The 12488-nt window shown below is 41.9% G+C and carries 16 protein-coding genes; 4 read left to right on the forward strand and 12 right to left on the reverse strand.

The window, feature by feature from the left end; all coding sequences use genetic code 11:
- Window positions 1–82: 82 nt before the first annotated feature.
- The 6 genes from WA338_RS09975 to WA338_RS10000 form a co-directional block, all read right to left on the reverse strand.
- Window positions 83–784 carry an FKBP-type peptidyl-prolyl cis-trans isomerase gene (locus tag WA338_RS09975; RefSeq protein ID WP_273016344.1) on the reverse strand — a complete coding sequence of 234 codons (702 nt, stop codon included), beginning with the start codon at window positions 782–784 and terminating at the stop codon, window positions 83–85.
- A gap of 35 nt (window positions 785–819) precedes the next feature.
- Window positions 820–1110 (reverse strand): chaperone modulator CbpM, encoded by a 291-nt coding sequence (locus tag WA338_RS09980; protein ID WP_009781894.1) that lies wholly within the window; start codon window positions 1108–1110, stop codon window positions 820–822.
- Window positions 1110–2030, reverse strand: coding sequence for a DnaJ C-terminal domain-containing protein (locus WA338_RS09985; protein WP_009781895.1), 921 nt, complete (start codon window positions 2028–2030; stop codon window positions 1110–1112). The genes WA338_RS09980 and WA338_RS09985 overlap by 1 nt, the downstream gene beginning before the upstream one ends.
- Before the next feature lie 130 nt (window positions 2031–2160).
- Entirely contained in the window at window positions 2161–2853 is a 693-nt protein-coding gene (locus WA338_RS09990; protein WP_009781896.1) for a ZIP family metal transporter, read from the reverse strand.
- Window positions 2854–2860: 7 nt separating this feature from the next.
- The gene (locus WA338_RS09995; protein ID WP_009781897.1) at window positions 2861–3586 is read right to left on the reverse strand and encodes an FKBP-type peptidyl-prolyl cis-trans isomerase; all 726 of its coding nucleotides are present in this window, start codon (window positions 3584–3586) and stop codon (window positions 2861–2863) included.
- 80 nt (window positions 3587–3666) lie between these two features.
- Window positions 3667–5031, reverse strand: a complete 1365-nt coding sequence (locus WA338_RS10000) for an acyl-CoA dehydrogenase family protein (RefSeq protein ID WP_272986709.1) — start codon at window positions 5029–5031, stop codon at window positions 3667–3669.
- A 169-nt stretch (window positions 5032–5200) separates the two neighbouring features.
- Between WA338_RS10000 and WA338_RS10005 the strand changes: the two genes are divergently transcribed.
- Genes WA338_RS10005 through arsB form a run of 4 tightly spaced genes read left to right on the forward strand, consistent with a single transcriptional unit; the run spans window position 5201 to window position 7742 of the window.
- Complete coding sequence (locus WA338_RS10005) at window positions 5201–5533, forward strand: ArsR/SmtB family transcription factor (protein ID WP_040533804.1); 333 nt, start codon at window positions 5201–5203, stop codon at window positions 5531–5533.
- Window positions 5534–5582: 49 nt separating this feature from the next.
- Entirely contained in the window at window positions 5583–6050 is a 468-nt protein-coding gene (locus WA338_RS10010) for a DUF6428 family protein (protein ID WP_009781900.1), read from the forward strand.
- A 20-nt stretch (window positions 6051–6070) separates the two neighbouring features.
- Window positions 6071–6694: an arsenate-mycothiol transferase ArsC gene (locus WA338_RS10015; protein ID WP_009781901.1), complete on the forward strand. Its 624-nt coding sequence runs from the start codon at window positions 6071–6073 to the stop codon at window positions 6692–6694.
- Between the two features lies 1 nt (window position 6695).
- Window positions 6696–7742 (forward strand): ACR3 family arsenite efflux transporter, encoded by a 1047-nt coding sequence (gene arsB / locus WA338_RS10020; protein ID WP_009781902.1) that lies wholly within the window; start codon window positions 6696–6698, stop codon window positions 7740–7742.
- 22 nt (window positions 7743–7764) lie between these two features.
- On the opposite strand, the gene WA338_RS10025 is transcribed toward arsB, so the two are convergent.
- The 6 genes from WA338_RS10025 to WA338_RS10050 form a co-directional block, all read right to left on the reverse strand.
- A complete protein-coding gene (locus WA338_RS10025; protein WP_009781903.1) occupies window positions 7765–8895 on the reverse strand; it encodes a M23 family metallopeptidase in 1131 nt (376 codons plus the stop codon).
- A gap of 36 nt (window positions 8896–8931) precedes the next feature.
- The gene (locus tag WA338_RS10030; RefSeq protein ID WP_040533807.1) at window positions 8932–10008 is read right to left on the reverse strand and encodes a PA0069 family radical SAM protein; all 1077 of its coding nucleotides are present in this window, start codon (window positions 10006–10008) and stop codon (window positions 8932–8934) included.
- Between the two features lie 91 nt (window positions 10009–10099).
- Entirely contained in the window at window positions 10100–10516 is a 417-nt protein-coding gene (locus tag WA338_RS10035) for a type II toxin-antitoxin system VapC family toxin (protein ID WP_009781905.1), read from the reverse strand.
- Window positions 10517–10768, reverse strand: coding sequence for a DUF6364 family protein (locus WA338_RS10040; RefSeq protein WP_009781906.1), 252 nt, complete (start codon window positions 10766–10768; stop codon window positions 10517–10519).
- A gap of 457 nt (window positions 10769–11225) precedes the next feature.
- Window positions 11226–11666 (reverse strand): hypothetical protein, encoded by a 441-nt coding sequence (locus tag WA338_RS10045; RefSeq protein ID WP_009781908.1) that lies wholly within the window; start codon window positions 11664–11666, stop codon window positions 11226–11228.
- 10 nt (window positions 11667–11676) lie between these two features.
- A complete protein-coding gene (locus tag WA338_RS10050; protein WP_009781909.1) occupies window positions 11677–12459 on the reverse strand; it encodes an enoyl-CoA hydratase/isomerase family protein in 783 nt (260 codons plus the stop codon).
- Window positions 12460–12488: the final 29 nt, after the last annotated feature.

Genomic DNA, 12488 nt, shown 5'->3' on the forward strand with positions numbered 1-12488 from the left:
CAAAAAATCCGGTGAAGCTAGCTTCACCGGATTGATTTAAACTTTTAAAAACTGTCAACCTATTTTAGGACGACTCACTTTGTTACTTCACTTTGAGCAATTCAATATCAAAGATCAATGTGGAACCCGGCGGAATTTCACCCATATCTCGGTCACCATATGCCAGATCTGCCGGAATATACGCTCGATATTTTGCACCTTCTTTCATCAATTGCAAGACTTCGGTCCAACCTTTTATCACTTGACCAACGCCAAAGGTGATCGATTCACCACGCTCATACGAACTGTCAAAAACCGTCCCATCGATCAACGTTCCTTCATAATGCACTTCTACACGGTCTGATGCTTCAGGCGATGCTCCTGTTCCAGCTGTAATGATCTCATATTGCAAACCACTTTCTGTAGTGATTATACCCGCTTTGGGTGCATTCTCTTCTAAAAACGCTTTTTGCGCAGCGATACGCTCAGCCTTCAGTTTTTCTTTAAGCTCCATCAATTCACGAGAATATCTTCCCATCACTTGACGTCCTTCCTTTTCTGAAATTTGTGCGCTATCCTTCAAGGCTTCTTGAAAACCGGTCATGAACACTTTTTTATCAAAGTAATTCTCATAGGTAGCTTTGTCTTTCTTGATATTTTCGGCAATAGAAACGCCCATATAATACGCCACCGAATCTTGAAACGATTGAAATAACGGCGGTTCCGGAGTTTCTGCAATTTTCTTACTCCCTCCGCAACTGGCCAATATGACTGCTGCAGCTGCTGCAAGCACTAATTTTTTCATAGAACTTAAATTCATCATTTAATTAAGCTACTAAACTACTCATAAATGCGCAGTCTGTTTTGTGTTTTTATCAATTGCTTATTTAAATCTTCAATTTTGTCAAGCAGATTAAGAATCACATCGATGCCTTCAATATTAATATCCAACTCTGCGTGAATACGCATAATTTTCTCAAAGGTAGCAATGCTCTCGTGCGGTAAGCACAACGACTGCTCTACGCGAATGACTTCAAGCACGCCTTTCTCGTGCAATTCTGTTATAAAGGTTTGTTCAATGCGATATTGCGCGCACAACTCGTGTACCGGAATATAGTTTGTCGTACTCATCAGGATCTTAGTTTTGCAAGTTCTTGAAACAGTTCTTTTTCTTTTGCTGAAAGATTTTGCGGCATTTTGAGGTCATAGGTAATGAATAAATCACCAAACTGCCCTTCCTTTTTATACACAGGAAAACCTTTACCTTTGAGTTTTACCTGCTTGCCATTTGAAGTTTCTGGAGCCACTTTCAGCTTTACACTACCGTCAAAAGTTTCAACGATAAGTTCGCCTCCCAAAACAGCAGTATACAAGTCTAGATCGACAGTTTTATAAAGATTTGCTCCATCCCTGCGGAAGCCTGACGTATTGTTGATTTCAAACTGAAGGTATAAATCTCCGTTAGGACCACCGTTTAAACCTTCTCCTCCGTAGCCTTTGATCTTTATTGTCTGCCCATTTTCTACACCGGCAGGAATCGTCAAACGAATGTTTTTACCATTCACGGTAAGTGTACGTTTATGCTTCTCATACACCTCACGTAAATCAAGACTTAGCGTAGCATTAAAATCCTGGCCTCTAAACTGTGCCTGACGCCCGCCACCGCGGAAACCTCCACCAGAGCCACCAAACATCGAACTGAAAAAATCTGAGTAATCTTCCTCATTAAAACCGCCACCACTGTACTGGGCTCTACCGCTATTACCCGATGTTCTGCCACTAGCATATTGCGCACGTTGCTGTTCTGCTTGCTCATAAGCTTCAGCGTGTTGCCAGTCTTTACCGTATTTATCATATTTCTTACGGTTTTCGGGATTGCTTAAAACCTCATTGGCTTCATTAACCTGTTTGAACTTTTCTTCGGCTTCAGTATCGCCGGGATTTACATCAGGATGATATTTACGGGCGAGTTTGCGATAGGCTTTTTTTATTTCGGCTTCACTTGCCGATTTGTCGAGCCCTAAAACCTTATAATAATCTATATATGCCATTACCTAAAGATTAAAATGAGTCTCCAATAGACACACTTAAAGTTAGCGCGTTTAGCGCTAAAGGCATACTAAAGTGATGTGAAATTTAGACAGAATCGCCTCGGTTTGTAAAGATGATTTTATTCAAAAACTATCCCAAACTATTGAGATAAAACGCCAGCACCAGACCTAGTGCAGTTGCAATTCCCGCCCAATACGAATCTTGCTTATAGGCTTTAGGAAACACTTCGATCGCAAGTGAGGCGACTACGGCGCCGCCGGCAAAACAGCGTATGTATGCGAGAATTTCTTCTGAAACATCTGCGAGTGCCCAATTGCCAATTAAAGCCGCTAATGAGAGTATAAATGCTGTTGCAGACCAAAGCCAAAGGATTTTCTTTTTTGACGCGCCATTTTCAGTCATTTCTTTGGCGCCACCAGCTGCTTCGGGAAGATTGGATAAAAATATAGAGCCAGAAAGTGCGGCTACCGTCAAAGCATCGGCACCTATGAGTGCCACGCCCAATGCGAGATTTTCAGGGATTCCATCCAGGGTGATTGCAGCCAGTAAACCACCGCCACTATCTGATCCCCATTGTTGTTTTACCAGATAATCGAGCGCTGTAAAAACACCTGCTCCAAGTAAAACAATGCCTAATGCGATTAACACATTAGCCTTTTCTACAGCCGGATTGATCAATTCGAGAACTGTAGAAACAATGAGGGCTCCTCCTGCCAAAGCAACGAGAAAGCCCTCTGTTTTCTTTTGTAAATTTCCGTAAATGCCCCAAACTGCGCCTAAAATGAGCGCTCCGGAAACTACGGCAATTACAAGATATGTCAAACCGTGTTTATTTATCGATCACGTCAAGAAGCTCAACGGTAAAGATCAAGGTCTCACCAGGACCAATTTTTGGACCAGAACCACGCTGACCGTAAGCAAGATCTGCAGGAATGTAGAACTCATACTTTGCCCCTTCTTTCATCAACTGAAGTCCTTCTGTCCAACCTGAGATCACTTGATTTACACCAAATGTTGCAGGTTGCTGACGCTCATACGAACTGTCAAAAACAGTACCGTCAAGTAATTTTCCTTCGTAATTCACCTGAACCTGATCGGTTTCTACTGGAGAAACACCATCGCCTTCTTCGATCACTTTGTATTGAAGTCCGCTCTCTGTCGTTTGTACACCTTCTTTTTCAGCATTCTCTGCTAAGAACGCTTCTTCTTTTTCCTTATTTGCAGCAGCTTTAGCAGCTTGCTCCTCTTGTTGCTTCGCGCGTAGTTTCGTTTGAAACTCATTCATAATGCGACGCATATCTGCTTGAGGCATTTCTACACTATCAGTAAGTGCAGTTTCAACCCCTTGCATATAAATTTCCATATCAAAAAACTCATCAGGATTATCTCCCAAAGCTTGCTTAAACTGAGCACCGGTATTTGCACCAATGATATAGGAAACAGAATCTTTAAATGTTTTAAGTTCAGCATCTCCTCCTGAACTCATTTTAGAATCATTACAATTCACTAAAGTAAGCGCAACAGGTAACGCTAGAAATAATCTATTGAATTTCATGTTATAGTTTTTAAAATTTCAGTTGCAAATAACGGCATATTAAAACACCTATAAAAATCTTATTGATATTGATTGCAACTCTAGCTTACAAAAGCACTATAACCGGTAATCGCTCGACCTACAATAAGTGAATTGATCTCTTTTGTTCCTTCATAGCTATAGATCGCTTCGGCATCAGCTACAAAACGCGCCACATCGTACTCCAGCAAAATACCGTTACCACCCATAACTTCTCGGGCTCTGCTCACCACATCCCGGGTGCGCATCGAACAAAATACTTTGGCTAGAGAAGCGTGCTCATCGGTCAATTGGCCGCCGTCTTGCATTTCGCTCAAGCGGAAACATAAAGTTTGCATGGCTGTAAGATTAGAAATCATCTCTACCAAGTGATTTTGGATCAACTGAAAGCTCGCAATAGGTCTACCAAACTGCTCCCGCTTTTTAGTGTACTTCAAGGCTGCTTCATACGCACCACGCGCGCAACCCACAGCCTGCCAAGCTACACTAGCACGGGTCATTTGTAAAACTTTGGCTGTGTCTTTAAAGGAATTTGCATTTTGTAAACGATCACTTTCAGGCACGCGGCAATCGGTCAAGGTGATCAAGGCGTTTTGTACGGTACGAAGGGCCATTTTATCTTTCATCTTCTCTGCGTGAAAACCGGGATTTTCTTTACGCACAATAAAGCCTTTTACGCTACCGCTGTCTTCGTCACGCGCCCAAATAATGGTAATATCAGAAAAGGTAGCATTCCCAATCCATTTTTTCTCTCCGTTTAAGATCCACTCGTCGCCCACTTTCTTACAGCTGGTTCCCAGACCACCGGCAGCACCAGAGCCCACTTCGGGTTCGGTAAGACCAAAAGCTCCTATTTTTTCAAACTTCTGCATTTTGGGTAACCATTCTTGCTTTTGTTCTTCACTACCGCAGAGGTAAATAGATCCCATGGCGAGACCGCTATGCACACCAAAAAAGGTAGAGATAGACACATCTACGCGCGCCAGTTCCATCGCCAGGATTCCTTCCATCAGAAAGGATTGTGCGGGACATCCGTAGCCTTTATAAGCAATTCCTGCCAGATTCAATTCGGCAAACTTCGGGATGATCTCGTGTGGAAATTCGGCACGATTCCAAAAATCATTGGCGATAGGTTTTACTTCATCTTCCATAAAATTGCGCATCTTCATTTGAATTTCGCGCTCTTCGGGAGTGAGTTTTTGAGCCAGGTTGTAAAAATCGCCATCAATTGGCGGCAATTTATGCTGCCCTTTTTTGGCCTGCGAATTCAACATTTTCATCAAGCCTTGCAACTGGCGATCGTCGAGATTGCCTACGGCACTCATCACTTTTGAAAGGTCAACTTTTTGAGATAATTTATTAAGCGCCTCTAAGTCTACCGACTTTAAAAGGCCTATGGTATTCTTTACTTTTCCAAATAACGACATCGTTTGATATTTTGTTTAATACTTTTAAAAATACCAAGGTTTTAAGCGCTAAGCAGCCAAAAAACTGTTAATTGAAATGAGTGTAAATCCATTCACATTATAAAAAAATATCAGAAAAAAGTTCTTCGATCTTTATTTAATCGTAATATTGCAATACAACAATAAAGAAATGGGCTTAGCCAAAACTGAAATCTTTACCGACGAGCAAAATGCCATTGCTGCTTTTGCCAAAGCTTTTGCGCATCCTGCTCGTGTGTCTATTCTTCAGCATTTATACAAGATCAATTCTTGTGTTTGTGGCGATCTAGTAGAAGAGATCGGTCTTGCACAACCTACCATTTCGCAACATCTGAAAGAGCTTAAAAATTTAGGCTTGATCAAAGGCAGCGTTGAAGGAACGAGCGTGTGCTATTGCATCGATACCGAGAATTGGACTGCAATGAAGAATTTGATGTCTCAATTTCTCGATCAAGATCTTACAAACAAGCAAGATTGCTGCTAAAAAAATTTAGGTTTAATCATCGTAATATTACGATATAACAAAAAGGATTATGAAACTATCAGAAGTAAAATCAGCTTTAAAAAGTCTCGAGACTATAGGTTTTCAATTGCCTGACGGAAGTTTGGTTCCCAGTCATTTTCACGTGACCGAAGTTGGCAAAGTATCTAAGCATTTTATTGATTGCGGTGGCACCGTGCGTCAAGAAGATGTAGTGAATTTTCAATTGTGGAATGCCGATGATTATGACCATCGCTTGCATCCTGAAAAACTCATCAGCATCATTGAATTATCTGAAAAAGTATTGCAGATCGAAGATCACGAGGTTGAAGTAGAATATCAGGGCGAAACCATTGGAAAATTTGGGATCGATTTTGACGGAACACATTTCCTCTTGACTACCAAACAAACCGATTGTCTTGCTAAAGATGCCTGCGGAATTCCCGCTGAAAAACCCAAAGTAAAACTCGCTGACCTCAACAACGCATCGGCCTGCACTCCGGGTGGTGGTTGCTGCTAACCCCAAAGATCCCTACGCTTATGGAAAATGTATTATTTCCGGAAATTGACCAGTTTATCAACACCTTAAAGCCGGAAACGATTTCCGAAGAACGCAAAGCGACGCTTCAACCCTTGATCGCTTTTATTCAAGAGAAAGTGAGTGCAAATTCAGCTATACGCATCAATTTTATTTGCACCCACAACTCGCGCAGAAGCCACCTTTCTCAAGTTTGGGCACAAACGATGGCGGCACATTTTGGTATTAAAAATGTGTTTTGTTATTCCGGTGGAACCGAAGCAACAGCTTTGTTCCCGATGGTGGCAAAAACTTTAGCAAATACCGGTTTTCAGATCGCAAAGCTTTCACAAGAAAAGAATCCGGTTTACAGTATTAAGTATGCCGAAAACGCACATCCGGTAATTGGATTTTCTAAACGTCTCGATGACGCATTTAATCCTGCTTCAGCATTTGCGGCGATTATGACGTGCTCACAAGCCGACGCCGGTTGCCCGTTTGTTCCTGGAGCTGAAAAGCGTATTCCTATCACATTTGACGACCCCAAAGCATTTGATGATACGCCACAGCAAGCTGAAAAATATCACGAGCGCAGCGTGCAGATCGCTACGGAATTGTTTTATGTATTCTCAAAAATAAGCCATTAGTATGAGCACCAAAAAACTAAGCTTCCTTGACCGAAACTTAACCTTATGGATCTTTGTGGCGATGGCCGTTGGCGTGGCGATAGGCTACTTTTTCCCATCCTTTCCAGAAGTGGTGAATACGATGAGTAGCGGCACTACCAATATTCCGCTGGCGATCGGATTGATCTTGATGATGTATCCGCCGTTAGCAAAAGTCAATTATGCCTTATTGCCTAAAGTCTTTAAGAACGTCAAGATCCTTTCGGTTTCCTTGCTGCTCAATTGGATCATTGGCCCCGTATTGATGTTTATCTTAGCCATTACCTTTCTTCAGGATTATCCTGAATATATGGTGGGATTGATCTTGATTGGTCTTGCGCGTTGCATCGCGATGGTTTTGGTATGGAATGACCTCGCAGACGGAAGCAGTGAATACGGCGCAGGTCTCGTTGCCTTAAACAGCATTTTTCAAGTGTTTGCTTACAGTTTTTATGCGTGGATCTTTATTACGGTACTCCCGCCCTATTTTGGTTTTGAAGGTGCGATCGTAGACATTTCCATTGCTACCATTGCAGAAAGTGTTGCCATCTATCTGGGAATTCCGTTTGTGTTGGGAATTTTGAGTCGGTCTATTCTGGTACGCCTGAAAAGCGAAACCTGGTATAACCAAAAGTTCATCCCTACCATTTCGCCAATTACCTTGATCGCCCTGCTTTTTACCATCGTGGTGATGTTCTCGCTTAAAGGCGAACTTATTGTCGAAATTCCGCAAGATGTATTGATCGTAGCGATCCCCTTGCTGGTATATTTTGCTTTGATGTTTATCATTGGCTTTTTTGTCACCAAAGCTATGGGCGCTACGTATGACAAGACGGCTTCTGTAGCATTTACCGCTGCCGGGAATAATTTTGAACTGGCAATTGCGGTGGCTATCGCTGTTTTCGGACTCAACTCCGGGCAAGCTTTTGCGGGTGTTATTGGTCCGTTGGTTGAAGTTCCCGCGCTGATCTTTTTGGTACGTGTTTCGTTTTGGTTTAGAAAGAAATACTTTCCAAAAGCTACCGCATAAATTATCTAGCAGCATCAGGAAACTACAAAGCTTTTACCAAACTCTGATGCACAAAAGCACGCTGCGCTGCGGACGTTTCAATATGCAGCCAATCGGCACTTTTGCCTAATAATCGTACGGTATCTTTTCGCGCAAGCGCACCGATTTTTTGAGATTTCGCAGAAGCGCTACTTCTCAAATTGGCTTGTGCAGTTGTAATCGTATAGGTTTTATAAAATTCTGTTGAAGTATCAAGGGCCGGTAACTCCGGCTCTTCTTTTACAAACGGCAACGGATTGATCGCTCCGCGGCTATACACCCCAAAATGCAGATGTGGCGGCGTGGTACGGGCATTACCTGTGTTGCCCACGAGTCCCAAAGTGTCGCCCACTTTTACACGCTGGCCGCTGGTCGCGATAATGCTATCCAAATGCGCATAATACAGGCTGTTGCCAAATAATCCCTCACGCAACCAAACCTGCTTACCGCCCAAACCGCGATTTCCCGTTCTGCTTACATAGCCGTCAACACTCGCGACGACCGGCGTACCGCGCTTGGCAAAAATATCTACACCCTCGTGACTGCGTTTGCCACCATCACGTGCTGCTCCCCAAAAGCTCTGAATGGATTTTGCTGAAGCGCCACTTACCGGAAAATAATATGAAGGCTTGCTCTGAATGCGAATTGCAAAACTAGAGACGGAATTCAATTCCGGCTGAAAAAGCACTTTATAAGTTCCTGAATTTTTAGGTGAAAAGTCTAAAGTGGTAGCCTTATCGTCGGCTTGCTGTACCAATTTATACGGTCGGATACTGTCTGAAGTCTTTTCGTAGAGGTCAATAAAAACCTTCGGTTGAAGCGTGTCTGTTTGAATACTGAAGGTATAGCTGCGGCCGCGCTCCAGATCAAGATCATAACCGTACACCGGATGAATTTCCGAATTGAATATTCCGGTTTCTTGATAAGGAGAAGTAATTTGTAAACTATCATTCAACGCATTTTGAAAAGCGTTCGTCCATAGGCGATACGGCAACGAATCTGCATCAAAATTACGCGCATAGACTTCTCGTGCAGTAGGCTGCGTGATCACATCGGTCACTTGGGTAAGCTTTCCGCAGGAAAAACAGAGGAATACTAAAATGACTCCAATAAATTTTAATAAATGATTTTTCATAGCTTCTGATAATAATCAGAAACTGTGCCAATTGCACTAAAATAGCGAGAGCTGTCCCGGGCGGTATTGCTCAAAAAGTTCGCAATTGAGCGGGGCGATACTTCGGCCTTTGAGATATTTCTTTCTGCCGAGTTCCATTTGTGCTGCGATTTGCTTCGCAAACTCACCGCTACCACGCATACGGCGACCAAATTGCGAATCGTTTAAATTGCCTTCGTGACACGCGGCGATCTGGTTAAGCACTTTATCAGCCCGGTCTGGCATCGCGGTTTTAAGCCACTGCTCAAAGATCTTACCTATCGCACCATTCAAGCGCACCACGGTATATCCTACCGATTTTGCTCCGTGATCTGCTGCGGCTTTGATCAAAGGCAACACCTCATGGCTGTTGATTCCCGGGATGATAGGCGCGGTCATCACATTTACCGGAACTCCAACCTCAGCAAGTTTCTTTACCGTTTCCAAACGTTTTTTAATGCTCGCAGTACGCGGTTCCAGCAAGCGACGCGTTTTTTCTTCTAAAGTGGTGATCGACATATTGACCTGAATCAAGTTATAAGAAGCCAACTCTTTAATGATGTCCAAATCCCGCTGAATCAACGCATTTTTTGTAATGATCGCCACCGGGTGTCGGTAATTGAGAAAGGTCTCGAGCAATTTTCTAGTGATCTTAAATTGCTTTTCTGCCGGTTGGTAACAATCGGTATTTCCTGAAAGGACAATGGGTGACGCTTGCCAGGATTTTTTAGCCAAGTGTTTTTCGAGGAGGCGAACTGCATTGCGTTTTACGAGAATGCGACTTTCAAAATCCAAGCCTGCATCGTAGCCCCAATATTCGTGCGAATTGCGCGCATAACAATACACACAGCCGTGTTCACAGCCCTGATACGGATTTAAGGAATATTCCATTCCTACATCGGGGCTTTCTACTTTATTGACAATGGTTTTTGGGAAGGTGTCTATAAAAAGGGTTTTCAGATCTTGAGGCTCGTCCCCTTCCTGCGCGCAGTAATTGAGAAAATCGTCCCGCAGCTCGTGGCTGTTGGCATCAAATCTATTGGCGATATGACGCTGTGCTCCACGCCCTTTTAAGTGTTCTCCTTCGACTTGCATAAAATAGGATTTATTACAAATATATGGAATATTTCCTATTAAAGTTGAAATCAAAATAACCTGATTGCTTTTTTCCACTTCAGTTTTACTTTTAGATTTTTCCTTTCAAGTAGGTTTCCGGAGTAAGAATGGCAAGTGTACTATGCTTATAGTCTTTTACATTTCTCGTCAAAATCACAGTGATTTCCTGAATTTTTGTTGCAGTAAAATTCTGCAACGCATCTTCAAAATCTTTAAATTTTGAGTTGAGCGCATCAAAAACTACTTCTTGATCCATAGTTAGCACATCGATGATGCTAAGGAGTTGTTTGACTTTCTCGATTACCGTTTTGTGATTTGCAGTTTTACGCAATAAATAATACACGTTACAAATGATCACAGGCGTTACATAACCTCTAAGCGCGCCTGCTTCGCATTGATTTAGAATTTCGGTGGCAAATTCAGAATAGGGTTTACGATCAAAAAAGAAATCTAAAATGACATCGGTATCAATAAGAACGTGGTCCATCTAAGAATATTTTTTTTCAACTCTATCTCTTAGTTCCTTTTTGTAGTCTAAATCAGGAGGCATTTTAAACGAGCCTTTAAGTGATTTTACCACCGGATTGAGCGCTTTGCTATGCGCTTGAGGCGCTTCGCTAGTAAGACTTTTTAAATAATTCTCGATGATATCAGACAAACTGCGGTTTTTGTCTTTTGCGTATGCCTTAGCCCGCTTAATAATCTCCTGCTCGATGGTAAGTGTAAGCTTCGTGTTCATGACAAAACCTTTTTAAATGAAGACTACAAATATAAACAGAAAAAATCACACGTGTTTATTTTTTATATAAAGCACGTGTTACTATGTAAAAAACCATTGAGTAAATGATAAGATTGCTATTGCTAGCGCTATTATAGTTCCTGAAAATCGCCTTAATTTATTTGATCTGCTTTTTAATTTTTTATTATCGCCCTCGACTTTCCATTTTAGTTTGAATATTGAACGAAATAACAATTCATATGATGAAAAAGAGAAAGGGTTCAAAATCGGAAATAAAGGATATCTTTTCTTATCGACAGAGTAATAAATCCAGAGATTTATATAAATCGCAATTCCAAATGAAAAGATACTCAACGCAAACCCAATAAAAATTACTCCGAAAAATATGTCATTCATGTGTATTTGAGCATTTTATGAGCTTTCCCAATCCTAAATACCGATATCAGATCTCTAAATATTAGTTCATGGTTTCAGAAAGGTTTGTGTAAACATTGGCTAGAATTTGATTGAAAAGTCGCTTGTCTGTTGTTTTAAACGTTTTTTTTAATCCTTCACCATCTTCTGATTTATAGAACAAGTCAATTTTATAATAAGGATTCAGAAATGATTTAACATTAGTCTCAACCGAACTTATAGCCCTAGCGTGGAGTTTAATAACATCTTCATCTCTAGAAAAATTTTTATGATAGTTCAATTTAATTTCTCCCATTTCAGACTCAAAACTGGTAAGATAACGATCTGTGATTATCAATGAGAAAAAGCTCAAAACAGCAAATAAGATCAATGCAAAAACAAAGGGGTAGTTCAAATCTAATATCAACGTAAAGTCCAAGACTATTAGCGTAAGCATGATAAAAAGTGGCCCGCTAAGCTTATCTATTACAATATTATGCTTCATAGATTTATAGTTAATTCCCTGGAAACTCCGGTTTGCGTTTTTCTAAGAATGCGGTGGTTCCTTCTTTAAAATCTTCGGTGGCGAAAGACGCACCAAAACCTTCGATCTCGGCATCATAACCGTTTACTCCGGGTTTAAAACCGGCGTTAACGGCTTGTATCGCGGTGGCAATGGCAACCCCGCTATTGTTTAAGATCTTACCCGCAATTTTTTCGGCAAGTGCCATCAATTCTTCCTGCGAAGTCACGTGATTTACCAAGCCCGATTGAAAAGCGCGATCTGCATCGATCATCCCGGCGGTCATAATCATTTCAAAAGCGCGGCCTTTGCCTACTAACTGCGGTAAGCGCTGCGTACCACCATACCCGGGAATCAAGCCCAGTGAAGTTTCTGGCAAGCCCATACGCGCGTTGTGACTGGCAATACGTATGTGTGCCGCCATCGCGAGTTCGAGGCCGCCACCCAAAGCAAAACCGTTGATCGCCGCAATGACGGGTGTGCTAAGGTTTTCGATAAAATCAAAAAGTATTTTTTGGCCCTTTCGCGCCAGCAAAGCACCTTCTTCCTCTTCAAAATTGGCAAATTCGCTGATGTCTGCTCCGGCTACAAAAGCCTTCTCGCCACTTCCGGTTAAGATGATCACCCCAATGTCTTCATCGGCATCAGCTTCAGCAAATGCGTCGTGCAGTTCTTGTATGGTTTCTTTATTGAGTGCGTTTAATTTTTTAGGTCGGTTTATGGTGATGATCGCCAATTGATCATCAACCTCATAGATGAGATTTTCAAAATTCATAGTCAATATTTTTGCTCCGCAGGGCGGAA

The sequence above is a fragment of the Leeuwenhoekiella sp. CH_XMU1409-2 genome, from assembly GCF_037029365.1.
Taxonomy (GTDB): domain Bacteria; phylum Bacteroidota; class Bacteroidia; order Flavobacteriales; family Flavobacteriaceae; genus Leeuwenhoekiella; species Leeuwenhoekiella blandensis.

Bases quoted from the DNA above. Each gene is read 5' to 3' on its own strand.
- WA338_RS10015 (WP_009781901.1), top strand. From the start codon at position 6,071: ATGGAAAATGTATTATTTCCGGAAATTGACCAGTTTATCAACACCTTA.
- WA338_RS10045 (WP_009781908.1), bottom strand. From the start codon at position 11,666: ATGAAGCATAATATTGTAATAGATAAGCTTAGCGGGCCACTTTTTATC.
- WA338_RS10010 (WP_009781900.1), top strand. From the start codon at position 5,583: ATGAAACTATCAGAAGTAAAATCAGCTTTAAAAAGTCTCGAGACTATA.
- arsB (WP_009781902.1), top strand. From the start codon at position 6,696: ATGAGCACCAAAAAACTAAGCTTCCTTGACCGAAACTTAACCTTATGG.
- WA338_RS09995 (WP_009781897.1), bottom strand. From the start codon at position 3,586: ATGAAATTCAATAGATTATTTCTAGCGTTACCTGTTGCGCTTACTTTA.
- WA338_RS10035 (WP_009781905.1), bottom strand. From the start codon at position 10,516: ATGGACCACGTTCTTATTGATACCGATGTCATTTTAGATTTCTTTTTT.
- WA338_RS10040 (WP_009781906.1), bottom strand. From the start codon at position 10,768: ATGAACACGAAGCTTACACTTACCATCGAGCAGGAGATTATTAAGCGG.
- WA338_RS10005 (WP_040533804.1), top strand. From the start codon at position 5,201: ATGGGCTTAGCCAAAACTGAAATCTTTACCGACGAGCAAAATGCCATT.
- WA338_RS09980 (WP_009781894.1), bottom strand. From the start codon at position 1,110: ATGAGTACGACAAACTATATTCCGGTACACGAGTTGTGCGCGCAATAT.
- WA338_RS10000 (WP_272986709.1), bottom strand. From the start codon at position 5,031: ATGTCGTTATTTGGAAAAGTAAAGAATACCATAGGCCTTTTAAAGTCG.
- WA338_RS10050 (WP_009781909.1), bottom strand. From the start codon at position 12,459: ATGAATTTTGAAAATCTCATCTATGAGGTTGATGATCAATTGGCGATC.
- WA338_RS10030 (WP_040533807.1), bottom strand. From the start codon at position 10,008: ATGCAAGTCGAAGGAGAACACTTAAAAGGGCGTGGAGCACAGCGTCAT.
- WA338_RS09975 (WP_273016344.1), bottom strand. From the start codon at position 784: ATGAAAAAATTAGTGCTTGCAGCAGCTGCAGCAGTCATATTGGCCAGT.
- WA338_RS10025 (WP_009781903.1), bottom strand. From the start codon at position 8,895: ATGAAAAATCATTTATTAAAATTTATTGGAGTCATTTTAGTATTCCTC.
- WA338_RS09985 (WP_009781895.1), bottom strand. From the start codon at position 2,030: ATGGCATATATAGATTATTATAAGGTTTTAGGGCTCGACAAATCGGCA.